24 protein-coding genes and 1 tRNA gene are annotated in these 23,388 nt (G+C 64.8%); 10 read left to right on the top strand and 15 right to left on the bottom strand.

Features of this window, described 5'->3' with window-relative positions; translation table 11 throughout:
- The first annotated feature begins 4 nt into the window (after window positions 1-4).
- Window positions 5-1,717 carry a hypothetical protein gene (locus ACIQ3B_RS00510; RefSeq protein ID WP_397399061.1) on the top strand — a complete coding sequence of 571 codons (1,713 nt, stop codon included), beginning with the start codon at window positions 5-7 and terminating at the stop codon, window positions 1,715-1,717.
- Window positions 1,718-1,720: 3 nt separating this feature from the next.
- On the opposite strand, the gene pseC is transcribed toward ACIQ3B_RS00510, so the two are convergent.
- Window positions 1,721-2,881: a UDP-4-amino-4,6-dideoxy-N-acetyl-beta-L-altrosamine transaminase gene (gene pseC / locus ACIQ3B_RS00505; protein ID WP_397399059.1), complete on the bottom strand. Its 1,161-nt coding sequence runs from the start codon at window positions 2,879-2,881 to the stop codon at window positions 1,721-1,723.
- A gap of 2 nt (window positions 2,882-2,883) precedes the next feature.
- Window positions 2,884-3,936 carry a UDP-N-acetylglucosamine 4,6-dehydratase (inverting) gene (gene pseB / locus ACIQ3B_RS00500; RefSeq protein WP_397399057.1) on the bottom strand — a complete coding sequence of 351 codons (1,053 nt, stop codon included), beginning with the start codon at window positions 3,934-3,936 and terminating at the stop codon, window positions 2,884-2,886.
- An 87-nt stretch (window positions 3,937-4,023) separates the two neighbouring features.
- Between pseB and ACIQ3B_RS00495 the strand changes: the two genes are divergently transcribed.
- Window positions 4,024-4,422: a Tat pathway signal protein gene (locus ACIQ3B_RS00495; protein ID WP_397399055.1), complete on the top strand. Its 399-nt coding sequence runs from the start codon at window positions 4,024-4,026 to the stop codon at window positions 4,420-4,422.
- Here the strand turns inward: ACIQ3B_RS00495 and ACIQ3B_RS00490 are convergent.
- Window positions 4,419-4,715 (bottom strand): 4a-hydroxytetrahydrobiopterin dehydratase, encoded by a 297-nt coding sequence (locus ACIQ3B_RS00490; RefSeq protein ID WP_397399053.1) that lies wholly within the window; start codon window positions 4,713-4,715, stop codon window positions 4,419-4,421. The two genes, ACIQ3B_RS00495 and ACIQ3B_RS00490, sit on opposite strands and share 4 nt — an antisense overlap.
- Window positions 4,712-5,371 carry an HAD-IA family hydrolase gene (locus ACIQ3B_RS00485; protein WP_397399051.1) on the bottom strand — a complete coding sequence of 220 codons (660 nt, stop codon included), beginning with the start codon at window positions 5,369-5,371 and terminating at the stop codon, window positions 4,712-4,714. The genes ACIQ3B_RS00490 and ACIQ3B_RS00485 overlap by 4 nt, the downstream gene beginning before the upstream one ends.
- A gap of 72 nt (window positions 5,372-5,443) precedes the next feature.
- Between ACIQ3B_RS00485 and ACIQ3B_RS00480 the strand changes: the two genes are divergently transcribed.
- From ACIQ3B_RS00480 to ACIQ3B_RS00470, 3 genes are read left to right on the top strand one after another with little or no spacing between them, the layout of a single operon-like run.
- Window positions 5,444-5,794 (top strand): VanZ family protein, encoded by a 351-nt coding sequence (locus tag ACIQ3B_RS00480; RefSeq protein ID WP_397399049.1) that lies wholly within the window; start codon window positions 5,444-5,446, stop codon window positions 5,792-5,794.
- Complete coding sequence (locus ACIQ3B_RS00475; RefSeq protein ID WP_397399047.1) at window positions 5,791-6,597, top strand: heme-dependent oxidative N-demethylase family protein; 807 nt, start codon at window positions 5,791-5,793, stop codon at window positions 6,595-6,597. Before ACIQ3B_RS00480 ends, ACIQ3B_RS00475 begins: the two co-directional genes overlap by 4 nt.
- A 21-nt stretch (window positions 6,598-6,618) precedes the next feature.
- On the top strand, window positions 6,619-7,383 hold the full coding sequence (locus ACIQ3B_RS00470) for a hypothetical protein (RefSeq protein WP_397399046.1): 765 nt from the start codon (window positions 6,619-6,621) through the stop codon (window positions 7,381-7,383).
- A 1-nt stretch (window position 7,384) separates the two neighbouring features.
- Here ACIQ3B_RS00470 and ACIQ3B_RS00465 read toward each other — a convergent pair whose 3' ends face one another.
- The gene (locus ACIQ3B_RS00465; protein ID WP_397399044.1) at window positions 7,385-8,884 is read right to left on the bottom strand and encodes an MFS transporter; all 1,500 of its coding nucleotides are present in this window, start codon (window positions 8,882-8,884) and stop codon (window positions 7,385-7,387) included.
- Window positions 8,885-9,084: 200 nt separating this feature from the next.
- Between ACIQ3B_RS00465 and ACIQ3B_RS00460 the strand changes: the two genes are divergently transcribed.
- Window positions 9,085-9,615 carry a hypothetical protein gene (locus ACIQ3B_RS00460; RefSeq protein ID WP_397399042.1) on the top strand — a complete coding sequence of 177 codons (531 nt, stop codon included), beginning with the start codon at window positions 9,085-9,087 and terminating at the stop codon, window positions 9,613-9,615.
- Between the two features lie 4 nt (window positions 9,616-9,619).
- Here ACIQ3B_RS00460 and ACIQ3B_RS00455 read toward each other — a convergent pair whose 3' ends face one another.
- The 5 genes from ACIQ3B_RS00455 to ACIQ3B_RS00435 all read right to left on the bottom strand — a co-directional run bounded on the left by ACIQ3B_RS00455 (window position 9,620) and on the right by ACIQ3B_RS00435 (window position 11,966).
- Window positions 9,620-10,105, bottom strand: a complete 486-nt coding sequence (locus tag ACIQ3B_RS00455) for a hypothetical protein (RefSeq protein WP_397399040.1) — start codon at window positions 10,103-10,105, stop codon at window positions 9,620-9,622.
- 37 nt (window positions 10,106-10,142) lie between these two features.
- Window positions 10,143-10,805, bottom strand: a complete 663-nt coding sequence (locus ACIQ3B_RS00450) for a hypothetical protein (RefSeq protein ID WP_397399038.1) — start codon at window positions 10,803-10,805, stop codon at window positions 10,143-10,145.
- Entirely contained in the window at window positions 10,802-11,512 is a 711-nt protein-coding gene (locus ACIQ3B_RS00445; RefSeq protein WP_397399036.1) for a HupE/UreJ family protein, read from the bottom strand. The genes ACIQ3B_RS00450 and ACIQ3B_RS00445 overlap by 4 nt, the downstream gene beginning before the upstream one ends.
- A complete protein-coding gene (locus tag ACIQ3B_RS00440; protein ID WP_397399034.1) occupies window positions 11,509-11,859 on the bottom strand; it encodes a DUF3147 family protein in 351 nt (116 codons plus the stop codon). The genes ACIQ3B_RS00445 and ACIQ3B_RS00440 overlap by 4 nt, the downstream gene beginning before the upstream one ends.
- Window positions 11,860-11,889: 30 nt before the next feature.
- Window positions 11,890-11,966 (bottom strand) — tRNA-Arg (locus ACIQ3B_RS00435).
- 150 nt (window positions 11,967-12,116) lie between these two features.
- Between ACIQ3B_RS00435 and ACIQ3B_RS00430 the strand changes: the two genes are divergently transcribed.
- Window positions 12,117-14,033 carry a PQQ-binding-like beta-propeller repeat protein gene (locus tag ACIQ3B_RS00430; protein WP_397399032.1) on the top strand — a complete coding sequence of 639 codons (1,917 nt, stop codon included), beginning with the start codon at window positions 12,117-12,119 and terminating at the stop codon, window positions 14,031-14,033.
- Between the two features lie 4 nt (window positions 14,034-14,037).
- On the opposite strand, the gene dnaJ is transcribed toward ACIQ3B_RS00430, so the two are convergent.
- The 4 genes from dnaJ to ACIQ3B_RS00410 all read right to left on the bottom strand — a co-directional run bounded on the left by dnaJ (window position 14,038) and on the right by ACIQ3B_RS00410 (window position 18,331).
- Entirely contained in the window at window positions 14,038-15,183 is a 1,146-nt protein-coding gene (gene dnaJ, locus ACIQ3B_RS00425; RefSeq protein ID WP_397399030.1) for a molecular chaperone DnaJ, read from the bottom strand.
- 115 nt (window positions 15,184-15,298) lie between these two features.
- Window positions 15,299-17,206, bottom strand: coding sequence for a molecular chaperone DnaK (gene dnaK, locus ACIQ3B_RS00420; protein WP_397399028.1), 1,908 nt, complete (start codon window positions 17,204-17,206; stop codon window positions 15,299-15,301).
- 199 nt (window positions 17,207-17,405) lie between these two features.
- Entirely contained in the window at window positions 17,406-17,825 is a 420-nt protein-coding gene (locus ACIQ3B_RS00415) for a hypothetical protein (protein WP_397399026.1), read from the bottom strand.
- 95 nt (window positions 17,826-17,920) lie between these two features.
- Window positions 17,921-18,331 (bottom strand): hypothetical protein, encoded by a 411-nt coding sequence (locus tag ACIQ3B_RS00410; protein ID WP_397399024.1) that lies wholly within the window; start codon window positions 18,329-18,331, stop codon window positions 17,921-17,923.
- 200 nt (window positions 18,332-18,531) lie between these two features.
- On the opposite strand from ACIQ3B_RS00410, the gene ACIQ3B_RS00405 reads away from it, so the two are divergent.
- From ACIQ3B_RS00405 to ACIQ3B_RS00395, 3 genes are all read left to right on the top strand, one after another.
- Window positions 18,532-20,880, top strand: coding sequence for a DNA translocase FtsK 4TM domain-containing protein (locus ACIQ3B_RS00405; protein ID WP_397399022.1), 2,349 nt, complete (start codon window positions 18,532-18,534; stop codon window positions 20,878-20,880).
- A gap of 71 nt (window positions 20,881-20,951) precedes the next feature.
- Window positions 20,952-21,605 (top strand): outer membrane lipoprotein carrier protein LolA, encoded by a 654-nt coding sequence (locus ACIQ3B_RS00400; RefSeq protein ID WP_397399020.1) that lies wholly within the window; start codon window positions 20,952-20,954, stop codon window positions 21,603-21,605.
- A gap of 267 nt (window positions 21,606-21,872) precedes the next feature.
- Window positions 21,873-22,679, top strand: coding sequence for an exodeoxyribonuclease III (locus ACIQ3B_RS00395; RefSeq protein WP_397399018.1), 807 nt, complete (start codon window positions 21,873-21,875; stop codon window positions 22,677-22,679).
- Here ACIQ3B_RS00395 and ACIQ3B_RS00390 read toward each other — a convergent pair.
- Window positions 22,676-23,359, bottom strand: a complete 684-nt coding sequence (locus tag ACIQ3B_RS00390) for a response regulator transcription factor (protein WP_397399154.1) — start codon at window positions 23,357-23,359, stop codon at window positions 22,676-22,678. The genes ACIQ3B_RS00395 and ACIQ3B_RS00390 overlap by 4 nt on opposite strands.
- Between the last annotated feature and the right edge of the window lie 29 nt (window positions 23,360-23,388).

Below are 23,388 nucleotides of genomic sequence, written 5' to 3'. Positions count from 1 at the left end.
CCCCATGGAAAGATATACTGTTCATTTCGAGGTGTTTGTCCGGAAAATCCCCGGCGCACCCTGGTCCTTGCTGCTGGCCACGGAAGATCGGGCCGGTGCGGTCAAGGCCGCCAATGAGGCGATGAACGAACGCCGTGTCGCTGCAGCCAAGGTCACCAAGGAGACACTCGACGAGGAAACCAAAGAGTTCCGGGCCGTCGAAATCCTGAAGCTTGGCGCTGCAGGGGTGGCCGTCAAGAGCCGACCGACCGTCGAAGCTCAGCCCCTGTGTGTGACGCCACAGGACCTCTACACCCTGCACGCCCGCGAGCGGATCGGTCGATTGCTGGAGACCTGGCTGGAACGCAACAACGCCACGCCGTTTGAACTTCTGCACAGACCCGACCTTGTCGACAGGCTGGAATCCTCCGGTGTCGATCTGCAAAACGCCGTCCAGAAGATTTCGATCCCCGAGGCTCACGCGCGCAACCGGTCCGTGCATGAGATCAAGCGGATCTTTCAGACTCTGATCGACCGCACCGTCGCTCGGTTGACGGAAGACTCGCGCAAGGGTGTCCTTCCCAATCTCGCAAAAGAAGGTTTTGCGGCGGCGGCGGAGCGCGTCGTGAGCGATCCGGAGCGTGTCTATCTGCTGGGCGCCGGCGTGGCGGCTGCGATCGCGCCGGCAAAGTCCTGGGCCGAGAAGGTCGAGCGCCTGATGGATCTTGCGGACGCCGCACCCAAACAGGGCCCGGCTCGGGGGCTGGCGTTCATGGTCCTGCAGCAGCCTCTGGCGGAGATACTGGAAACCAAACCGGGTATGATCGACATCATGGGCGGCGGTCGTCATCTCGGCGGCGCCCTCGCGGCGATGACTCGTCTGGCCGCCTATGAATCGGTCGATCGACTGATGAAGTTGGAACCATCCGTCGCCAAGGTGATGCCACAGTTGTCACCGCTGGCGCTGCGCCTGGCCATGTTGCTGGGGAGTGAAGCCTTCCAGGATACGCGCGCAGCGGTCGGGCGGCGCATCCTTCGCGAGTTGACCGTTGGGCGGCGGCTGTGCCCGGGTGATGCGGCAGGAGAGATTGACATGCTGCGGGCGCTGGGCATGTCGCTTACTGCGGCATCCGGAAAGTTGCTGCCTCTGGAAGAGGTGCAGTCGGCGTTCACGAACAGATCCAGAACCCTGGTCACCGGCGATTTTGTGGAAGCCTATCTCGTCCAAAAATCCACGGCGGGCGGGGAGTTCGAGGCCTTGGTCTGGCTTACAGAGAACGTGATCGGCGCTGCAAACAAACGCCAGGCTGGCGGTTGGTTGAAATCAACGGCCAACTCCCTGCGGTTCACCAAGGAAATGGAATCCCCGGACGAGTCACCAACGAAGCGCCTGGCCCGCCTGGCGGCTCTGCAGCGCTCGGCGGCACGATGCGGCCTCGCGCCGGAGGATTCCTTGCCCATCCAGGAGAAACTGGGTGAGATCGGCGGCGAGATTGAAGCCCGCGCGCGTATCACGCAGACCCTGGCCCGCGCAGAGGCGCCGATCCTGCAGCGACTGACCTGGCTGTTGAAAATGGCGGGCGGGGAGACCTCCCCTTCAGGCCCTGCGGCGAAACGGGCCCGCGTCGAGGCGATGACCCTTGTCAAGCAGGGTGGTATTCATACCGCCCTGACCTCTGAACCGGGGCAGGTTGAGACGTTCCGCGACCTGGTCCAGCAGGCAGGCTTGGCAGCCTAACCTTTAGGCCAGCGCAGCCCTCAACGCCGACGCGACGTGGTCGACATCCTCGTCAGCCATACCCGGATAGAGCGGCAACGACAGGCACCGGGCATACCACGCCTCCGCGCCGGGCAAACTCTGCTGGCCGTAGAGCTTCTGATAGTAGGGCTGGGTGTGCACCGGGATGTAGTGAACCTGGCTGCCCACGCCCTGCGCCTTGAGCGCCTCGACGACCTGCCGCCGCGAACGCCCCGTAGCGTCGAAGTCGATCAATACAGTCATAAGGTGCAGCACGGGATCGCTCCAGGCCGGCTGGGCAGCGATCCTGACGGTCGGCGCCATTGGCAAGAGCGCCTCATGATAGGCGACGGCCAATGCGCGGCGGCGCGCAGCAAAGCGGGGGAGTTTCTTCAGTTGGGAGTGACCGAGCGCGCAAAGGATGTCCGGCAGCCGGTAGTTGAAGCCGGGCTCCGGCATTTCGTACCACCAGGGGTCACCACCCTCCGGCCGCACCATCCCGTGGCTGCGCAGGGTGCGAAGCCGCACGGCCAGGGCTGCATCGTTGGTGGTCACCATGCCGCCTTCGCCTGTTGCGATGGTCTTCACCGGGTGAAACGAGAACGTAGCCATCGCGGAGTGGCGCACGTCGCCGACGGTTTCCGCGACATTGCCGTAGCGCATCGTTGTCCCGAGGGCGTGAGGCGCGTCTTCCACCAGAACAGCGCCAGCGGCGGCGGCCAGCCCTGCGAGGGCTGGAAGGTCGACGGAATCGCCCCGTAGATGCACCGGGAGAACAGCGCGCAGGCGCCGGCCACCGACTTTGGATAGAGCCGCTTCCAGGGTCGCAGGCGTCATCAGGCCGCTGTCTGGGTCCACGTCCGCGAAGATCACATCGGCGCCGACGTATCTGGCGCAATTGGCCGTGGCCAGGAAGGTAATCGAAGGTGCAATCACCACCTCTCCGGGCCTTACGTCCAGGGCCAGCATCGCCAGGTGCAGTGCCGCGGTACCATTCGAACAGGCCACGGCGTGTCGTGCGCCGACAGTGGCGGCGAAGGCGTCCTCGAACGCCTCCACTGCCGGGCCGGTGGTCAGAAAGTCGCCGCGCAATGCTTCAGCCACGACGGCGATATCATCGTCCTCGATGGTCTGGCGGCCGTATGGGAGAACCTGGCGCTCCATCCCTAGTCGTTGGCCCGCCGCCGCCGCTCGTAGGCGGCGCCGGCCTCCAGCATCCGGGTCAAGCCTGCGCCATCCAGCCAGTCGTCATTGGTGTCGCTGGCGTAGCTGAATTCCTCGGCCAGCCGACCCCCGGTCAGCGGGACCCGGGTGTACTCCACGAAGGCCGGCTCGATGGCGTAGCGATCCACGAGGTCGACGGTATTACGGGCGTCGTCGGCAGAGATCATCATCTCGTGCAGCTTTTCCCCGGGGCGGATGCCGACAAGTCTGGTGGCCAGATCCGGCGCCATGGTGGCGGCGATGTCGGTGATCTTCATGGACGGAATCTTTGGTACGAAGATTTCCCCGCCGTGCATGCGCTCCAACGACGACAGGACGAAGTCCACGCCCTCGTTCAGGGTGATCAGGAACCGGGTCATCCTAACATCTGTTATCGGCAGTTCCGTGGCGCCGCGTTTGATCAGTCGCTGGAAGAACGGGATCACTGAACCCCTCGATCCTACCACGTTGCCATAGCGGACCACCGAGAACCGCGTGCCGATGTCACCGGACAGGTTGTTGGCGGCCACGAAGGTCTTGTCCGACGCCAGCTTGGTGGCGCCGTAGAGGTTGATCGGGTTGCACGCCTTGTCGGTGGACAACGCCACGACCTGCTGGACTCGGTTGGCCAGGCACGCGCGCACCACGTTCTCCGCGCCCATGATGTTGGTATGGATGCATTCCGAGGGATTGTACTCCGCCGCAGGCACCTGTTTCAGGGCGGCGGCATGAATGACGATGTCGACACCACGAAAGGCCAGCGACAGGCGTTCGCGGTCCCGCACGTCGCCCAGGAAGAAACGCATGACCTTTAACTGTTCGGCGGAAAACCGCTCGGACATGTCGATCTGCATCTCGCTCTGTTTCAGCTCATCGCGGGAGTAGACGATCAGCTTTCGCGGCTTGCTCCGCTCCAGAACGGTTTCAATGAAGCGTCGACCGAACGAGCCGGTGCCGCCTGTGACCAGGATCACCTTGCCGTCGAGGTCGAGGTTGGTCGGTGCAAATCGGCCCAAGGGGCGCTCCCGTCTCGCTGCTTCAAACCCTGTTTTCGCAGGCGCACGTAAAGAGACCGCTAACCATGAGTCTACATATTGCGACCGATGGACCGCCGCCTTTTCCTCATTGCCTCGGTCGCCACAGCCGGCCAGCCACTCGCTGCACTGGCAGCGGGCGGCGAAAAGAAGGAATCGGACGGGGGCAATTATGTCCCGATCCAGACGCTGATGGGCACCACGCTTCGCGGCAACGGTCGGCGCGGCGTGCTTTCGGTGGACTGTGGGCTGGAGATACCGGACGCGGCATTGCGAACGCGCGCCGCGCAGTCGGCTCCGCGCCTTCGGGCGGCGTATCTGCAGACAGTGCAGGCCTATGCTGCGGGCCTTGGTCCCACGGCCCTTCCCAACGCCGACTATATCGCCAGCGCCCTTCAGCGTCAGACCGACGCCATCCTGGGCCGCCCCGGCGCCCGCCTGTTGCTTGGCGGGATCGTCGCGAACTAGGTTTGGCCCGAAGCCTCATCCATGAAGCGGGCCAATGTGACATCCAGCTCCGTAACGCCGTCGGCGTCGTGAGTGGTCAGAGTGACTTCGACGCGATTGTAGACATTGAACCACTCCGGATGATGATCCAGCTGATCCGCCCTCAAGGCGACGCGGGTCATGAAACCGAACGCCTCGTTGAAGTCCTTGAATCGGAAGGTGCGCTGGATGGCGTCCCGGGCCCCATCCATCGACTGCCAGCCTGGCAGATGGGCCAGAGCAGCCTTTGCACCGATCTTCTCGGGGCGGATCATGCCTGCGGACCGGTATCGAAAGTCAGGCCGGTAAGGACTGAAAGCTCGGCCAGGGTCTGTTCAACACTCATCACCTTGATCGCCTTCATGCCCAGAGCGGCTGCCGGCTTGCAGTTGATGCCGAGGTCATCGAGGTAGATGCAAGCCTGCGGCGTCACACCCAGTTGCTCGCACATCATCAAATAGATCTTCGGGTCGGGCTTGCGCACACCGGCCTTCGAGCTTTCGATGATGGCGTCGAATAGCGGCATCACCTGCGCCATCGCCCCGGCGGCGCGCTGACCGGCATCCTGCACGGGGCTGTGCATCGAGACCACGTTGTTGGTGATGCAGGCCACCTTGAAGTGCTGTTTGCAGGCCTTCAGCGCCGCCATCATCTGCGGGCGCAATGCTCCGTTCAGCAGAGGCAACACATCGGCGCCGCGCACCGGGTGACCCAGCGCGGTCGACTCTTCGAGGAACAGGGCGTCGAACCGGGTGGTGTCCACTTCGTTCCGCTCAAACAGAGCCCAGGCGTTGGTGTCGGGATTGGTGGCGTTGACGCGCCGGATCAAATCCTTCGGCAGACCCCTTTCGGCCTCGAACCGATTGAAGGCCTCGAACGGTGAGGTCGTGAATACCCCGCCGAAATCCCAGATCACCGCCTCGATCGTCAACACATCGCTCCTGCACCAGAACTGCGCTGCTACGACCTAGAGAGCAGCGGCGGGACGTGCAAGTAAGGGCGGATGCTACCTCATCGATTTGCGCGCCCGCTCCGCCTTTCGCTCTTCGCGCTGGCCGCTGCGATCCTGCTGGTGTTGTGCCTTCTGCCCTCCCGCGATCTGCCGGATACCGGCGTGGGCGACAGGTTTGAACATACGGCGGCCTGGTTTGTCCTGACGATCACCGGCTACATCCTGGCGCCAAATCGAACACTGGCGATCCCCGCTTTTGCACTGGCATATGGCGCAGCTATCGAGGTGATGCAGGGCTTTGTGGGTCGCCATCGCGATATTCAGGACCTTGTGGCCGACAGCGTTGGTGTGACGCTGGCGGTGGGCGTGTTCTTCCTGGCCAGGTTGGCTACACGCAGATGAGCCTGCGCCACGCCCCGTGGGAGGAGGCCGCCGAGTTCCGCGTCGGACTGAGGCCGATCCCGATCAGCGACTGGTTCGAAGGCGGCGACGCCGACCCGGCCAAAAGGAAAGATGGCCTGCTGGCCGCCCATCCGGCGGCCGTCTGGTCCGAGATCCCCGGATCCAGACCCGCGCAGACGGAGCTCCTGGCGATGCTGGCGGGGGCGTTGGGGCGAGAGATTTCGGCTGATGGGCGGCCGCCTCTGCTGGCGGCGGCCCAGGAGGTCGCCGATGATCTGTGCCTGATGGAAAAGCGCGGCGACGCGTGGCGGCTCACCGCTCTTTCGCTCTGCGCCGGCAGCTTCTTTACGGCATCCGAAGTGATCGGGCGCAGCCTGGCTGAGTTGCACCGGCCCGTCACCGGGTTCGAGGCCCGTCTGCTTCAGCGGGTCGAGCGGATATTCGACAATCTGCGGCCCGACACCATGCTGGAGCGCCGAAACTGGAGCCTGGTAAACTCGCCTGACCTCCACGCGCCGGACCCGACGCCAATGCGCGCCGCGATCCCGGATATCGACCCGAACCGCGCCGCAGACGCCCTTTTTGCGAGGATCGAGCGCCAGACCCTGCGCCGACTTCCGGAAACAGGCGCTGTCGTCTTCACGATCCGGGTCTGGATCGACCCGCTGAGCGCCATCGCTGCTGACACTGAGCGGCTGGCCCGCTTCGCCAGGGCCTGGCGAACTGCGCACCCTGAGTTCCGCGCCTACAAGCAGCTTCACCTCTATGACGCCCTGGTCAGTCGGGTGATCGACGGCGTTTGACCGGACGACTATGGTCGGTAGATGTCACAGCCCGCAGGACCGTCCCCGTTCATCTACCTCGCCGTGCCTTGCTATGGAGGCGGCCTGCATCTGCACTTCGTCAATTCGATGCTCGCCCTGCAGGACGCCTGCCGCGAACGCGGCATCGGATTGCATATCGACCTGATGGGCGGCGACGCCCTGATCACAAGAGCCCGATCCCGGCTGGCGGCACAGTTTCTGGCGCACCCCCAGGCGACCCACCTGATGTTCATCGACGCCGACATAGGGTTTCTGCCGCAGAACGTCTTCCGGTTGCTCGACGCCGACAAGGACGTGATCGCAGGCGTCTATCCGCTGAAGCGGGTGGATTGGGACAAGGCGCGCCGCGCCGCGAAGGCTGACGTCGCCGACATCATGGCCGCGTCAGTGGGCTATGTGGTTCGTTTCCTCCCCAACCCGAACAACAGCGTCAATGTGGAGGGGGGTTTTGCCCAGGTCGCCTATGTGGGAACCGGCTTTCTGATGATCCGCCGCGACGCGATGCAGCGGGTCTGCGACAGCCACCCGGAGCTACGGGCCAAGATGGGCGATATGGCCGACAGCATGGCAAAGGAAGCGGTGATGGTGTTCGACACCCTGATCGAGCCAGAAACCGGGCAGTACCTTTCCGAAGACTATGCCTTCTGCCGCCGCTGGCGCGACCTCGGCGGCGAGATCTGGGCCGACTTCGAAGCCCGCCTGACCCATGTGGGACACACGGCCTACAGCGGCAGTTTGCTACAGGCGTTGCAGTCCGGCGTCTGATCTACTCCGCAGGTTGAGGCGACCCGCCGGGGATCCGCCCCTGCTGTTCCGCCACCACGGCGGCGCGCGCTGTTGCGCGGTGCTCGGTCAGCGCAAGCTTGGTCGCTTCATAACTGTTCCGGTCGATCCGGTACTGGGCATAGAACACGATCGCAATCAGACCGGGAATAGACGCCAGGATACCGTCCCAAAGGGCAAGGTTGAACATCACGTGGGCGGGAACCTGCCCGGGAACCGCCTTGGCGGGGAAATTGATCATGGTGATCACAAAGCCGGCCAGCGCAGCGCCGATCGCCTGATCCATCTTGGCGGCGAACGCGCGGGTAGAATAGAGGATGCCCTCCTGCCGGATTCCGTAGCGCAGCTCGTTCTGGTCAGCGATATCGGCTAGCGCCGACATGACGCTGATCTGCAGGACGGCCACCGAAGCGTAGGCGACGGTCGCGAAGGCGATGACGATCGGCAGCAGATAAGGCGTAGACTGGCTGAGTACGCCCATCAAACCCAGACCCAGCGGGATCATTGGCACGATGCAATAGATCAGGCCCGAGATGATGATTGTGTTCTTCTTGTCGATCTTGCCGTGCAGGCGCGGTGCGAAAACGAATGCGGTCAGGTACCCGGCGAAGCTGCCGATGATGAACAGGCTGAGCTGCTCGCTGTTGAAGCCCCAGTAGAAGGTGTTGGTGTACATCCGCAGGCCTTCGCGAAGGCCCAGCATCATCGAGAGGAAAAAATAGGCCACCAGCAGCCACACATAGTTGATGTTGCTGAGCGCCTTGGCGATATCGCGACCGAACTCACGGACGCTGAACCCGGGGGTCTCGGCGGCGCGCTGGGGCAGGAAAGGAATTCGATCCCGGGTGAACCAGGCTGAGGCGAACAGTGCTGCGACCGCCGCAATCGACATGGCCAGTGCAAAGGTCGGCCAGGGTTCAGGGTTGAGGATGCCCCGCGGATACTCAGGGGTGGAGGGGAAGAAGATCCGTAGCGCGATCGTGGTCGTAAAGGCGCCGCCGACCCAGACAAAGAAGCTGTTGTAGGCCATCACCTTGGAACGCTCGGTGTAGTTGGGCGAAAGCTCTGCCCCCAGCGCCAGGTGCGGCGTGTGGAAGAAGGTCATGGCCTGGCGCAGCAGGATCACTGCCACACCGAACCAGATCAAAAGCCCGGTCTGGTCCAGGCCATCCGGCGGGTTGAAGATGGCATAGAGGCTGAGGCCGATCGGAATCGGGGCGGCGTACATGTAGAGATGGCGCCGCCCGAGGCGCGAGCGCGTCCGGTCCGACCAGGAACCCACGATCGGATCTGACATGGCGTCGAACACTAGGCTGGCTGACACTGCCAGCCCGGCCAGGTGCGCCGGGACCCCCAGCACCTGGTTGTAAAAGAGGATCGCGAAGCTGGATACCGACAGCAGGGCGATGGTCTCGGCGGCGCTGCCGATACCGAACGCCAGCTTGGTTCGGACCGGCAACCGGTCCGTCTCTGGGTTGGTCATCGCGTTTCCTCATATCGTTCTGAAGACGATTGGGGAGAGGAAGCCCTACCCACAGAGCGGCGTCAATCACTGCATACCCAAGTTTCGATCAGGGACCGGCGACTCCCGCGTCTTTTCTGGCCTTCCGGACTGGGCGAGGGGCTTGGGCTTTGTGTAGAATGCGCCAGTCGCGCACCCAGGCGCGACGGGGGGTCCGGCCTATGAAAAACCTGCTCTTGCTGACGGCTTGTGTGATCACGCTCGCGGCCTGCTCTCCTGGAAAGCCTGCGGGGCCGCAGATTGCCGCCAGCGCCAAGTTCAATACCGACCTGCCGATGGCCGAGTTCATGGGCCACTTCGTCGACCCGGCGGCGTTCATGTACTGGAAGGCGTCGGGCACTGAGATCACCGAGGCAGGAGAGCGGGACCTGTCGCCCACCACCGACGAGGGTTGGGACGTGCCGGTGTCGGGCGCGACCATGTTGATGGAAGCTGGAAACGCCATGCAGTTGCCTGGCCGCACCCGTGCGCCGGAGGCCGACTGGATCAAGTACGCACAGCTCCTGACTGAACGCGCCGCCATAGCTCGCGCCGCCGCCGAGAAGCGCGACAAGAAGGCCGTGTTCGACGAGGGAGGACGCGTCTACGAAGTCTGTGTCGCCTGCCATGCCCAGTTCGTGATCGAGCCTGAGCTTAAGACGAACGGTCCTGCTAAGGGCGATCCTCTGCCGGGTGCAGCGGCCGTGAAGTGATCAATCAGCGGGTCAAGCCGTCGCGACAGTGGCCGTGAGGCCCACCGATGCTGTCAGAGGGTCGTTCAGGTGTCATGGCTTCCAGATCGCACCTCTGGCGCTCACCCGCACCCGCCCACACGGGGCGGTAAGGCGGATCAAACCAACCGCCCGGACCGCCGGCGAGCCGGCCCTTACCGATGGCCACGCTCAGCCGTCCTCGCTCGCCCAGCGGGATATCCGTCCGGGCGTAGAAGCTGCGGTGCCCGCGCGTCCCGACGCCCACTGCGACCTCGCCGTGGGGACGTCGATCTTCACGGGCGCTATCGAGCCGGGCGTCTTCAGCCTCCTGCGCGGCGACGGGCGAGGTCTTGAGGTAGTGGTCGATCTGATCCGCCACGCTCATGGGGGGTGAGGCCGTCGCAGTCGCCACCGGCACGTTGGGCGCCAGGATTTCTGCGGCCGCCGGGGCGGCGGCCAGTAGACCAAGCAGAGACAGGGTCAGACGCATGGGACGGGCCTCCAGTCCTGACACCTTGGCGCGTCAATTACGGCGAAGTTGTTGCGGGTCGGGCCTCGGCGGCCTGAACATTGGCCCGGATACCGGCTTCGTTTCCGGGCTGGCCCGGTGGAATCAACGCGTAGAAGCCGGACAGCCGAAGCCGAACAACCACCGGCCTTTCGCTTGAATTGGAGAACTGCCAGCCCTGGATCCCATCGAACGGGGCGGTCAGCGCGCCCTGCTGCCGCAGGCCGAACGCCTGTTTGTAGGTAGCCACGGTCATCGGCTGGCCCGGCGCAGGGGTGGTGTGGCCATGCTGATCGTAGCGGAAGTCACGCGGCTCGGAGGTTCCGATCACTTCCCAGGAATAGATCAGGGTGGCGTCCTTCTGCATGCGGACCTTGTACTCAAGTTCGGATTTGTCAGCGCCGGCCAGAAAGTCTCCCAGTGGGATCTCCACAACATCCGTCCTGAAGGGCAGGTCATACTCCCGCGCCCGCGCGGCGCCCTCACTGGCAGGATCGACCACCGTTTCATCCGGCGCCCAGAGGCGGCTTAGACCTGAGAGCTTGCCCACACCCAGTGGGTCGCGATTGAACTCGGCCGGCAGAATCGCGCCCAGTACGATCAAGACCGCCAAGACCGCCGCGCCAAGGACGGCCAGGATCAGACGTCCGCGCGGCATCGGTCGTACAGGCTCCCTACTCATGTGACAGCTCCATCAAAGACGTAGCTCGCGATCTGATGGCCGGCCAGGACGAAGCCCGCCAGCATCAGCAGAACATTGACCCCCTGGGCCATAGGCTCGAACGTGCGCGTTCGACGCCACAGGACCATGGCGACCAGGATCACGGCGAGCGCCAGCCCCTGGCCGATCTCGACCCCGACATTGAACGCCAGCAGATTTGCCAAAAGTCCGTCAGGATTCAGATCGAGGGCCTGCAGCTTGGTGGCCAGGCCGAAGCCATGGATCAGGCCGAAACCGAACACAGCAGCGCGGGGGTCGGGCTGAACGCCGAAGAGCGTGCGGAAACCGCCCAGGTTCTCCAGCGCCTTCCAGGCCACCGACAGCCCGATCACCGCGTCGACCAGATGCGGTTCGACCCTGATCTGGAAATAGACCCCTGTCAGCAGAGTGATGGAGTGGCCCAGCGAGAACAGGCTCACGTAAAGCGCGATGTCTCGCATCCGGAACAGGAAGAAGATCACGCCCACCAGGAACAGCAGGTGATCGTAGCCGGTCACCATGTGTTTGGCGCCGAGATACAGGAACGGGACAGGGTCGGGGCCGCGGGTCGCCGCAACGAAGGCCGCGTCTGTGCCGCCAATGTTGTGGGCCAGAGCCGCAGTAGCGAAGACCACGACCGACAGGGAGACGAACGCCGCAATTCCCTGAGTGCGCGCTTGCCCCCTCAAAGTTTCAACCCGAACCGGGGCCCGATCAGCGTCAGCGCGGCGTAGAGCAGGATGGTCAGCACGCAGCCCGACAGCAGCGCGACAAAGAAGGGAACCTCCCGCTTGAGAAGCAGGGGGATCAACAGGAACATCGGCAGCGACGGCAGCACGTACCAGAAGGTAGCGTCGGCGTGCGCTGCCAGACGCGCCACATCCTGCGTATCGCGCCATAACCAGATCATCGCCAGGATGGAGACCAGCGGCAGGGATACCACCAGGGCGCCAACCCCCGGACTACGCCGGGCAATCTCGGAAACGGCGGCGACAATGATCCCCGATATCGCCGCCTTGATCACAAGGTACCACATGGCGACCCCCAGATGACGCAAGCGCCACGCTGGCGCACCCGACACGATTCGAACGTGTGACCTTTGCCTTCGGAGGGCAACGCTCTATCCAGCTGAGCTACGGGTGCATCCTGAGCGGTTCGTGTCTCTAGCTGAAAGGACGCGGAGCCGCAAACGCGGTGATCGGATTTCAGGCGGGCAATCCGGAGATGACGCACCTGACTTAGATTTGGGAATATCACACCGGCGTAGACAGCCGGTAAGGCCGGGGGAAATCGATGCGCGTCTGGAAGCAGATCACACGGGGCGGGGTCGCCGCGGCGGCCATGGTGTTTACGGGTCTTGCGGTCGGAAACCTGGCCCAGGCGCAGGCGACAGACGAGGCGCCGCACCCGGGAAAGCTGGTCTATGATCAGTTCTGCGCAGCCTGCCACAACGCACCGCCACCCGGAGACCGCGCCGCGCCCGTGGCGTCACTGCGCAAGATGAACGCCCAGGTGATCGTGGCCGCCCTCACGACCGGGGTCATGAAACCCATTGGCGATGGGATGGATCGCCGGCAGATCCGCGATGTGGCGGCCTACCTGGCGCCGCCGGAAGCGCCCGCAGGCACCGGCTGGATAGACAACAACATGTGCGCTACAGACAAGCGCGGTGTAGATCTGTCTAGTAAACCGGCACAGGTCGGCTTCGGTGTCGACACCGACAACAGCCGCCGCATGACCGCCGCGCAGGCGGGACTTACCACGGCCCAGGCCGCCAATCTGGAGATCGCCTGGGCCTTCGCCATGCCCAAGACCTCCGGCCTGCGTGGCCAGGGCGTGATCGTTGGCTCAACGCTGTTTTATCCGGCCAGCCAGGCCGGCTACCTGCTGGCGCTCGACACAAAGACCGGCTGTGTGAAGTGGGCGACGGCCACGCCAGCCAGCATCCGGGCCAGTCTGGCCTACGGGCCGTTGGGGCAAGGGGGCCCGATGGCCCTGGTCGGTGGCGATGCGTCCGGTAATCTCACGGCCTTTGATGCGGCAACCGGCAAGGTCGTTTGGCGGGCCGATCCGCGCCATGACAAGACGACGCCACTGTCTGGCACGCCATTGTTTGCGGGCGACAAGATTCTGGTCCCGATCTCGGCGGGTGACGTCGCCGCAGCCATGCGACCCACGCACCCCTGCTGCAAATCGCACGGCGCGCTCTCCGCGGTCGACGCGGCCACCGGCAAGGTTCTTTGGACCTGGCGCACCATGGAGGACGCCAAGCCGCTGGGCCGCAAGAATTCCGTAGGCATCGACATGTTCGGCCCGTCCGGCGCACCAATCTGGTCCAGCCCGTCAGTCGATCTGAAAGCAGGCGTGGCCTATGTATCGACGGGGGAGAACACCTCGCCGCCGGCCACCGGCACCAGCAATTCCATCATCGCGATCGATCTGGCGACGGGAAAGCAGAAGTGGGTGTTCCAGGCGCTGGCCAACGACGTGTGGAACATGTCCTGCCCGATTGGCCAGGCCGGAGGCAGCGCGCGCCCGCCTGGGCCGAACTGTTTCTTCGCCGGCGAAGGCAGCGTGCTGCTGGATCACGACTTTGGCGGCGGCCCGGTGATCTGGCGCGGCAAGGGCAGAACCCTGATCCTCGGCGGCCAGAAGTCCGGCGATGTCTGGGCCCTCGACTCCACCAATGGCAAGCCGGTCTGGCGCCACCAGTTTGGCAAGGGCTCGCCGCTGGGTGGGGTGCACTGGGGTATCGCAACGGACGGCGCGCGGGTGTTCGCGCCCATCGCTGACCCAAATGTTCCCGAACCGCTGAACGCCGCGGGTCTCTATGCCGTGGATATCGCCAGCGGCAAGGTCGCCTGGTCCTGGAAGGCCTCGGCCGATTGCGCGGGCGGCCGCCAGGCGCGCGTGCCCATCTGCGCCGGAAAGTTCGGGCTGTCGGCGCCGCCGGTGGTGGTGGATGGCGCGGTGATCGTTGGCGGGCTGGACGGTCGGCTCTATGTGTTCGACGCAAAGACCGGAAAGCTGCTGGCGACCCACGACACGGCCGTTCCGTTCGAGACTGTGAACAAGCTCAAGGGCGCCGGCGGTACGATTGACGCCGCTGGTCCCTTCGCCGGGGACGGGATGGTGTTCGTGGGATCAGGCTACGCTTCGTTCGGGCAAGCCGGGGGCAATGTGCTGGTGGCGTTCCGACCGAAGAGGTGACAGGTCAGGCGGCGCCTGTAATGTCTTCCCAGAAGCGCTTGGCCTTGCCGGTGAATCCCGCAGACTTCGGATGCTGCTGGTCGCCGCACAGCCCGGCCAGTTCACGCAGCAGTTCCTTCTGACGCGCGGTGAGCCGTGTGGGCGTCTCGACGTAGAGCTCCACGACGAGATCGCCCCGCTCGCGGGACCGCAGGGAGGGCATGCCGCGCCCCTTGACGCGCAATGTCCGGCCCGTCTGGGCGCCCTCGGGCACCTTGACCGTGATCTTGCATTCGCCGTCGCAGTCTTCGCCGCCCATGAGGCAGGGGGCGTCAAGATCACCGCCCAGCGCCGCGGTGGCCATCGGCACCGGCACGGTGCACAGCAGGTCGAGTCCGTCGCGCTCGAACAGTTCGTGGGGCTGGACGGACAGGAAGATGTAGAGATCACCCCGCGGGCCGCCGCGCTGTCCGGCATCGCCCTCCCCCGCAAGCCGGATCCGCGCGCCATCATCGACACCCGCCGGAATCCGCACCGCCAGGGTCCGCTGCGTGCGGACCTGGCCGTGGCCGCGGCACTGGGTGCAGGGGTCGGTGACCATCTGCCCGGTGCCGCCGCATCGCGGGCAGCTGCGCTCGATGGAGAAAAAGCCCTGGCTGGCGCGCACACGGCCCTGGCCGTTGCAGGTGGTGCATTGGGTGGGGCTGGTGCCCGGCTTGGCGCCCGAACCGTCGCAGGTCTCGCAGGTAAGTGTTGCCGGGACCGATATCTCGACCTCGGCGCCAGCGTAGGCCTGCTCGAGGCTGATCTCCATGTCATAGCGCAGGTCCGCTCCGCGCGCCGGACCGCTACGCTGACGGCCGCCGCCGCGACTTCCGAAGATGTCGCCGAACACCTCGTTGAAGATGTCGTGCACGTCGTGAAACTGCCCGCCGCCACCACCGCCCTGGCCATTCACGCCTGCGTGGCCGAACCGGTCGTAAGCAGCGCGCTTCTGGGGGTCAGACAGGATCGAATAGGCTTCGTTGATTTCCTTGAAGCGCCCTTCGGCTTCCTCGCTGCCGCCATTTCGGTCGGGGTGGTGCTCCATGGCCATCTTGCGGAAGGCCGCCTTGAGCCCTGCGGCGTCACAGCCACGATCGACGCCCAGGATGTCATAATAATCGCGCATGAGCCGTCAGACGATCAGTTGAGTTGCTGGAGGGCGGGAGACCCGCACATCCTGATCCCGAAAGACCCTGCAGCGAACGAACCGCTTTGCGCGCTCGCCGCCGCAGGGGATTTCATCAGGCCGACTTCTTTCCGTCGCCGTCGACTTCCTCGAACTCGGCATCAACGACATCGTCAGACGCCGCGCCGGGCTCGGCCTCGCCGCCTTCACCTTCGGCCTGCTGCGCCTTGTACATGGCCTCACCCAGCTTCATCGAAGCCTGGATCAGCGTCTGGGTCTTGGTCGAGATCAGGTCCGCGTCACCGCTCTCCAGAGAACCCTTGAGGTCGTCGATGGCCGCCTGGATGGCGTCCTTCTCATCCGATGCGACCTTGTCGCCATGCTCCGCCAGCGCCTTTTCGGAGGAGTGCAGGACGGCGTCGGCCTGGTTCTTGGCTTCGACCGCGGCCTTGCGCTTCTCGTCATCAGCCTTGTTGGTCTCGGCTTCCCTGACCATGGCCTCGATGTCGGCGTCGGAAAGCCCGCCGTTGGCCTGGATGCGGATCGACTGTTCCTTGTTGGTCGCCTTGTCGCGGGCCTGGACGTTGACGATGCCGTTGGCGTCGATGTCGAAGGTGACCTCCACCTGCGGCACACCGCGCGGCGCCGGCGGGATGCCCACCAGGTCGAACTGGCCCAGCATCTTGTTGTCCGCCGCCATGGGCCGCTCACCCTGGAACACGCGGATGGTGACCGCCGACTGGCTGTCTTCCGCCGTGGAGAACGTCTGGCTGCGCTTGGTCGGGATGGTGGTGTTGCGTTCGATCAAGGGTGTGAACACACCGCCCAGCGTCTCGATGCCCAGCGTCAGCGGGGTGACGTCCAGCAGGAGCACGTCCTTGACCTCGCCGCCCAGGACCCCGGCCTGAACCGCCGCGCCCAGCGCCACGACCTCATCCGGGTTCACGCCCGTGTGCGGCTCGCGACCGAAGAAGGCCTTCACGGTTTCGACCACCTTGGGCATGCGGGTCATGCCGCCGACCAGGATCACCTCGTCGATGTCGCCTTTCTTCAGGCCAGCATCCTTCAGCGCCTGCTCGCAGGGGCCGACGGTCTTCATGATCAGGTCTTCAACCAGAGCTTCGAGCTTCGCGCGGCTGAGCTTGATATTCAGGTGCAGCGGGCCCGACGCGTTCATCGAGATGAAGGGCAGGTTCACCTCGTACTGGGTGGTGAAGCTGAGTTCCTTCTTGGCCTTCTCGCCCTCTTCCTTCAGGCGCTGAAGGGCCAGCTTGTCCTTGCGCAGGTCGACGCTGTTTTCCTTTTTGAACTCGTCGGCCAGATAGTCGACGATGCGCATGTCGAAGTCCTCACCGCCCAGGAACGTATCCCCGTTCGTCGACTTCACCTCGAAGACGCCATCGCCGATTTCGAGCACGGACACATCGAACGTGCCGCCGCCCAGATCATAGACCGCAATCTTCTTGCCTTCGTTCTTGTCGAGGCCATAGGCCAGCGCCGCCGCCGTCGGCTCATTGATGATCCGCAGCACTTCCAGGCCCGCGATCTTGCCCGCGTCCTTGGTGGCCTGACGCTGAGCGTCGTTGAAGTAGGCCGGAACGGTGATGACCGCCTTGTCGACCTTTTCGCCGAGGTGCTGCTCGGCAGCTTCCTTCATCTTCTGCAGCGTGAAGGCGGAGATCTGCTGGGGCGAATAATCCTTGCCGTGCGAACGCACCCAGGCATCGCCGTTCGGGCCCTTGACGATCTCATAGGGCACCATGCCCTTGTCCTTCTCGACCATCGGGTCATTGAACTGGCGACCGATCAGCCGCTTGATCGCAAAGAAGGTGTTGGTGGGGTTGGTGACCGCCTGACGCTTGGCCGGCTGGCCGACAACGCGCTCGCCGTCCTCCATGAACCCGACAACCGAGGGTGTGGTCCGCGCGCCTTCCGCGTTTTCAATCACCTTCGGCGTCTTGCCGTCCATGATGGCGACGCACGAGTTGGTCGTGCCGAGATCGATACCGATGATCTTGCTCATGATAGGCTCTTGTATGCTCCTGGTTGGCGGACGGCGCGGGTGGGCCTTCTGATGAAGCGCCCGGTAACAAGCGACGCCCCCGGTTCGTTTACGTCCTGGCCAGCTTTCCGTTCAGGGAAACCAGCTTCGAAAGCTCGATATGGGGAAATTTGAGGGCCCTGCAAGGGTGAATCTCCCCAACCTGCACATGGATCTGGATTCAGACCTGCCGCCAGGCCGTCCGGATCGCTGCGTAAAGCTCGGGCGCATGGGGCGCGTGGCCGCCTCTGGACGCCCTGAAGGCGTCCTCGACCACCATGGCCTGCTGCTCGATGTTCATGGCCTGGAAACCGGGGCCCTGCATCAGGTCATAGTGATAGGACGCCGCGCTGTCCCCGGCGTGAAGTTTGCCCAGGATCAGCGAAACACCGTTCTGCGCCTGCCAGATGTGGGTGAGCTCATGAACAAACACCGCCTGCTCATCGAGCGGCGTGCCCGCTGCCGAAAAATCGGCACGCGCGCTTGGCGCCGGCCATACGATCAGACCAGGACCCGCCACAAAGGCCCGGCGCCATAGGGGAATGCTCAGGATCCGGACGCGCTCAGGCCGCAGACCGCCACCAAAGACCTCCCGGGCCAAGGCTCTTTCCCCGTCGGTGAGACGGCGCAGCCCCAGGGACACACCACCTTGTTGAGCCGCATCGGGCACGGATCAGGTCGCTCGTCGCCAGACCATCAGAACAGCGGCTCTTCTGGCTTGGCGGCGGCTGGCGCCTTTTCAAGAACTTCGCCGATCCTGTCCGGCGTCGAGGGTGCGGCGACTGGCGACGTTGGCGCCGGGCCGGCGGGCGCCCCGTTTTCGGCCTCGGCTTTGGCCAGCGCCAGCGCCTCGGCCTTGGCCAGCTTCTCCGCCTCGAGTTTCGCCTTTTCTTCTTCAGTCAGCTCGACCGGCGGCGCGGCGCCCTGAATGCGTTCGTCGACCAGCGGCGTGGCGTCCTGGGCCTGAATCGGCTGGCCGGTTACACCGTCAAGGCGTTCGCCGGGTAGCCGGCCCCGTGACGGCGCGGTCACCACGCCCAGAGTGAAGGCGCCGAGACTGACGGCCACCAGCAGGAAAGCGACGGCCTTCAGGACGGGGCGGGGCATGGTCCAGTTCATGCTGCGAGCCTAGTGCCTTTTCAGAAGAGATGAAATCATCTGGTCCGTAGGAGCAGGGCCGTCCTGGTTCGCCCCGCGATCCGGAGCGGTGAACGCCAAATTCGCCCGCGCGCCGGGTCACGGTAAACGCCCGATTAACGGTCCCTGCGCCAAACAGGGCCGGGCATCTATTCGGAGACATCGGGCGCATGGCGCGAGTGGCGCGGAAAACGGGTATGGAGCTCGCGCTTCACATCGCGAGGCTCATGTGGAGCCACGCCGCGACTGCCCGGTTGCGTGGGGGACTGGTGGCCGCGTTCGGCGTCGCGCTGGCAACCGCGTTCATCACCTACAATCCCGATGACCCAAGCCTGAATGTCGCCAGTGCGCAGGCTCCGGAAAATGCGCTGGGCGGCAGCGGCGCGGTTCTGGCCGACATCGGCCTGCAATCACTTGGCATGGCCGCGGCCCTGGCCGCATTGCTTCTGGTGGTATGCGGCCTGAGCCGCGTGGCGGATCCGGAGCCCCAGGTCTCGCGTGGCCGCTTGCGCCTGCGGGCGCTGTTCGGTGGACTGGGCTTGTTGGCCCTGGCCGGCGCCCTGGCCTTCGCGCCGACACCGGCCATATGGCCGCTCGTCAAGGGGCTGGGCGGTTTCTGGGGTGAGGCTCTGCTGGGTGGCCTGGCCGGTGTTGTGGCCTATGCCCGACTGCCGTTTGGCGCACCGATCGCGGCCAGCCTGCTGGGTGTCGCAGGCCTCGTGGCATACGGCTACGGGCTGGGGCTTTCGCGCCTTGATCTTCGCACTGCGGCCGACGCACTCAGCCATGCCCTGGCGCCCAGGCCGCGCCTGAAAGCCGCCCGGCCGGAGCCGGCCACGCGTGTGGCCCGGCGCAAGGCAGCCGAGGCTGCGGAGCCTGAGATCGCAGCCGCCAGCCCGGAACCGTTTGTCGCAGCAGGCGACGGCCCCACCCTGAAGGTCAAGCCGCCGAAAATGTCCTCCAGGGAAAGCGTACGCGAGCAGAAAGAAGCCCAGAGCACCTTCGAGTTTGTCAGCGAGGGCGGGTTCAAGCTTCCCGAACTGGCCATGCTGACCAAGGCGCCGCCCCGCGCGGCCCAGTATGACGAGGGCGCGCTGCGCCAGAACGCCCAGCTTCTGGAGAGTGTTCTGGCCGAGTTTGGCGTTCGCGGGCAGGTCGACCAGATCCGGCCTGGTCCAGTGGTCACGCTGTACGAACTGGTGCCCGCAGCCGGCGTGAAGTCGGCACGGGTCGTGGCGCTGGCCGATGATATCGCGCGGTCCATGAGTGTGGCCTCGGCCCGGGTCTCGGTGGTGCCCGGCCGCAACGCCATCGGCATCGAACTGCCCAACCAGCGCCGCGAGACCGTCTATCTTCGCGACCTGCTGGCGGCGCCGGAATATGAGCGCGGCGGCCAGGTCGTGCCCGTGGCCCTGGGCGAGACCATCGGCGGCGAGCCCTATATCGCTGATCTGGCCAAGATGCCCCACCTGCTGATCGCCGGCACCACCGGTTCGGGCAAGTCGGTGGGCGTCAACGCGATGATCCTGTCGATCCTCTACAAGCTGACGCCTGAGCAGTGCCGGCTGATCATGATCGACCCGAAGATGCTGGAGCTCAGCGTCTACGATGGCATTCCGCACCTGCTGGCGCCGGTCGTGACCGATCCCAAGAAGGCGATCGTCGCGCTGAAGTGGACCGTGCGCGAGATGGAAGACCGCTACCGCCGGATGTCCAAGATCGGCGTGCGGAATGTTGCCTCGTTCAACGAGCGGGCGCGTGAGGCCATCGCCAAGGGCGAACACTTCGAGCGCACCGTTCAGACCGGCTTCGACGACGCCGGCCGCGCCACCTATGAGAGCGAAAAGATCCGCCCCGAGCCAATGCCCATGCTGGTGGTGATCATCGATGAGGTCGCTGACCTGATGATGGTGGCCGGCAAGGACATCGAAGGCGCTGTCCAGAGACTGGCCCAGATGGCCCGCGCCGCCGGTATCCACCTGATCATGGCCACGCAGCGGCCGTCGGTGGACGTCATCACCGGCACCATCAAGGCCAACTTCCCGACCCGGATCAGCTTCCAGGTCACCTCCAAGATCGATTCTCGAACCATCCTGGGCGAACAGGGCGCCGAGCAGCTGCTGGGCCAGGGCGACATGCTCTATATGGCCGGCGGTGGCCGCATCACCCGCCTGCACGGTCCGTTTGTATCCGACGGCGAGGTCGAGGCGGTGGCCAAGTTCCTGCGTGACCAGGGCACGCCAAGCTATCTGGACGAGGTCACCGCCGGCGGCGACGAGGATGGCGAGGACGGCGACCTGGGCCTGGGCGGCGGCGACGGCGAGAGCAACGACCTGTATGATCGCGCGGTGTCCGTGGTCACCCGCGACGGCAAGGCCTCGACCAGCTACATCCAGCGACGCCTTCAGATCGGCTACAATCGTGCCGCCTCACTGATCGAGCGGATGGAGCAGGAAGGCGTGGTCGGCCCCGCCAATCACGCCGGCAAGCGCGAAATCCTGGTCAGCGCCGCGCCTTAGGGACGGGCGCGTGTCGAGCCCCATTGCTGCCGTGGTGGCGTGACAATCTGATTGCGGTAGATGGAGCGCCCATGACCCGCAATTCCTCCGACTTCAACCGCCGCCGCCTGGCATTGCTGCTTGCCGCATCGGCTGCTTCGACACCGGCCTGGGCCCAGACGACGACGTCAGGCCCAGCTGATCAGGCGCTTGTCGCGCGCGCGGTCGCCTATCTGGAGGGCCTCACCGAGGCGACATCGCGGTTTGAGCAGACCGACGCCCGGGGCCGGAGGAGCACCGGGGCCCTGTTCCTGAAGCGGCCAGGCAAGGCGCGCTTTGCCTATGATCCTCCCTCGGGCCTGCTGGTGGTGTCTGATGGGGGCGTGGTTTCGGTTCAGGACAATCGGCTGAAAACCTTCGACGCCTACCCGCTCGGCGCGACGCCGCTGTCACTGTTTCTGGCGAAGAGCATCCGGCTGGATCGCGGCGTTGCGGTAACGCGCGTCACGCGCATGACGGACGGGTTCTCGATCACCGCCCGCGACGGCCGCAAGGAAACCGCCGGTACGATCACCCTGACCTTCGCCGACGCCCCGCTTGCGCTTACGGGCTGGACGGTGACCGACGCCCAGAGCCGCCCGACCCGGATTCAGCTTCTGGACCTCCAGCGCGTTTCGGGGCTGGATAAGTCCTTGTTTATCCTGAAGGACCCTCGACCGAAGAACCTGGGCCGAGGAAAGGTCTAGACGGGAAACTGTTGTAAATCTGCAATATGCAAGAGATTGTCTATTGTCATTTGACAAAAATCCGGGATGTGACGATAAAGCCACTACGTCGTCGGCGCGCCGGTCGCGCCGGCGAAATCCGCACCGGAACCTATCCCCTCCCGGCAGCGGCATGAGAGACAACTCACACAGCCCGGACGCCCGCCATGGCGTCCGGGCTTTCTTTGTCGGGGAAGGTTGGCCGGACGCCCGCCATGGCGTCCGCGCGTTCTTTGTCTAAAAGACCCCATGCGCCTTCGAATCTGCACCTGGAACGTCAACTCCGTACGGCTGCGCGCCGAACAGGCGGCCCGCTTCGTCGGCGAGCAGGCGCCGGATGTGCTTTGCATGCAGGAGATCAAGTGTCGCGAGGGCGAGTTTCCGGTGAACGCCTTTCGTGAGATGGGCCTGCCTTACCTGAAGATCTCAGGTCAGAAGGGCTGGCACGGGGTTGCGATCGCCTCACGCCTGCCCATCGAAGACCCGGAGCCGCTGGACGTCTGCCGTGAAGGCCACGCCCGCTGCGTCGGTGTGAGGGTCGCCGGGGTGGAGATCCAGAACTTCTATATCCCGGCCGGGGGCGACATCCCCGACCGCGTGGAGAACGCCAAGTTCGACCACAAGATGGACTTCTACGAAAAGCTCACCGCCGAGATGGCCCGTAGGGACCCGAAGGCGCCCCTGGCCATTGTCGGCGACCTGAACGTGGCGCCGGGCGAATTCGACGTCTGGAACCACAAGCATATGTCGAAGGTGGTCAGCCACACACCGGTCGAGATCGAGGCGTTCCGCGCCCTGGAGGCCTCGCTGGGCTTCATCGACCTGATGCGCGAGGCCAGGCCGGAGCCGGAGAAACTGGCCTCATGGTGGAGCTACCGCGCCCAGGATTTCCGACAGTCAGCCCGTGGCCTGAGACTGGATCATATCCTGGTGACGCCGGGTTTGCGCGACGCGGCGTTCCGGCTTGGCGCCCCGGCGGTGCGTATCCATGAAGACGTGCGGGCGTGGGAGCGGCCCAGCGACCATGCGCCGGTCAGCGCGGATCTGGTGCTTTAAGGCGACAGTTTGTACCCGCCCGCCTCGGTCAACAGCAGGCGCGCATTGGCGGGATCGGGTTCGATCTTCTGGCGCAACCGGTAGACGTGGGTTTCAAGCGTGTGCGTGGTGACGCCGGCATTATAGCCCCAGACCTCGGCCAGCAGCTCCTCGCGCGAGATGGCCTTTTCGCCGGCGCGGTAGAGATACTTCAGAATGTTGGTCTCTTTCTCCGTCAGGCGGATCTTCTTGCCCTTTTCGTCAAGCAGCACCTTGGCGGCAGGTCGGAACTCATAGGCGCCGAGCCGGAAGACCGCGCCTTCGGAGTGCTCATGGTCGCGCAACTGGGCCCGGATCCGCGCCAGCAGGACAGCGAATTTGTAGGGCTTGGTGACATAGTCGTTGGCGCCGGAATCCAGCCCGCGCACGGCATCGTCATCCGTGGCCGCCGCCGTGAGCATGATCACCGGGGCCGAGACGCCGTCCTGACGCATGCGCGCGCAGGCATCGCGGCCGTCCATGTCCGGAAGATCCACATCCAGGAGGATCAGGTCGGGTTTCGCCTCGCGGGCCAGTCGAACGCCGTCACCCGCCGTGGCCGCCTCGACGATGTCGAACTGTTCGGCCTGGAGCTGTTCAGCGATCGCGCCCCGGAGGTCCAGATCGTCGTCGACGATAAGCAGAGTCTTGCGTTGCGCCATACGCGGCAACAAACACTATCTCAACGGTT

The organism is Phenylobacterium sp. (assembly GCF_044358365.1).
In the GTDB taxonomy this organism is placed as follows: domain Bacteria; phylum Pseudomonadota; class Alphaproteobacteria; order Caulobacterales; family Caulobacteraceae; genus Phenylobacterium.
Note: the sequence above shows the minus strand (reverse complement) of the source record. Positions and strands in the feature narration are given on the sequence as shown.

Bases quoted from the DNA above. Each gene is read 5' to 3' on its own strand.
- ACIQ3B_RS00510 (WP_397399061.1), top strand. From the start codon at position 5: ATGGAAAGATATACTGTTCATTTCGAGGTGTTTGTCCGGAAAATCCCC.
- pseC (WP_397399059.1), bottom strand. From the start codon at position 2,881: ATGGAGCGCCAGGTTCTCCCATACGGCCGCCAGACCATCGAGGACGAT.
- ACIQ3B_RS00495 (WP_397399055.1), top strand. From the start codon at position 4,024: ATGGACCGCCGCCTTTTCCTCATTGCCTCGGTCGCCACAGCCGGCCAG.
- ACIQ3B_RS00490 (WP_397399053.1), bottom strand. From the start codon at position 4,715: ATGATCCGCCCCGAGAAGATCGGTGCAAAGGCTGCTCTGGCCCATCTG.
- ACIQ3B_RS00480 (WP_397399049.1), top strand. From the start codon at position 5,444: ATGCTACCTCATCGATTTGCGCGCCCGCTCCGCCTTTCGCTCTTCGCG.
- ACIQ3B_RS00475 (WP_397399047.1), top strand. From the start codon at position 5,791: ATGAGCCTGCGCCACGCCCCGTGGGAGGAGGCCGCCGAGTTCCGCGTC.
- ACIQ3B_RS00470 (WP_397399046.1), top strand. From the start codon at position 6,619: ATGTCACAGCCCGCAGGACCGTCCCCGTTCATCTACCTCGCCGTGCCT.
- ACIQ3B_RS00465 (WP_397399044.1), bottom strand. From the start codon at position 8,884: ATGACCAACCCAGAGACGGACCGGTTGCCGGTCCGAACCAAGCTGGCG.
- ACIQ3B_RS00460 (WP_397399042.1), top strand. From the start codon at position 9,085: ATGAAAAACCTGCTCTTGCTGACGGCTTGTGTGATCACGCTCGCGGCC.
- ACIQ3B_RS00455 (WP_397399040.1), bottom strand. From the start codon at position 10,105: ATGCGTCTGACCCTGTCTCTGCTTGGTCTACTGGCCGCCGCCCCGGCG.
- ACIQ3B_RS00450 (WP_397399038.1), bottom strand. From the start codon at position 10,805: ATGAGTAGGGAGCCTGTACGACCGATGCCGCGCGGACGTCTGATCCTG.
- ACIQ3B_RS00440 (WP_397399034.1), bottom strand. From the start codon at position 11,859: ATGTGGTACCTTGTGATCAAGGCGGCGATATCGGGGATCATTGTCGCC.
- ACIQ3B_RS00430 (WP_397399032.1), top strand. From the start codon at position 12,117: ATGCGCGTCTGGAAGCAGATCACACGGGGCGGGGTCGCCGCGGCGGCC.
- dnaJ (WP_397399030.1), bottom strand. From the start codon at position 15,183: ATGCGCGATTATTATGACATCCTGGGCGTCGATCGTGGCTGTGACGCC.
- dnaK (WP_397399028.1), bottom strand. From the start codon at position 17,206: ATGAGCAAGATCATCGGTATCGATCTCGGCACGACCAACTCGTGCGTC.
- ACIQ3B_RS00410 (WP_397399024.1), bottom strand. From the start codon at position 18,331: ATGCCCCGCCCCGTCCTGAAGGCCGTCGCTTTCCTGCTGGTGGCCGTC.
- ACIQ3B_RS00405 (WP_397399022.1), top strand. From the start codon at position 18,532: ATGGCGCGAGTGGCGCGGAAAACGGGTATGGAGCTCGCGCTTCACATC.
- ACIQ3B_RS00400 (WP_397399020.1), top strand. From the start codon at position 20,952: ATGACCCGCAATTCCTCCGACTTCAACCGCCGCCGCCTGGCATTGCTG.
- ACIQ3B_RS00395 (WP_397399018.1), top strand. From the start codon at position 21,873: ATGCGCCTTCGAATCTGCACCTGGAACGTCAACTCCGTACGGCTGCGC.
- ACIQ3B_RS00390 (WP_397399154.1), bottom strand. From the start codon at position 23,359: ATGGCGCAACGCAAGACTCTGCTTATCGTCGACGACGATCTGGACCTC.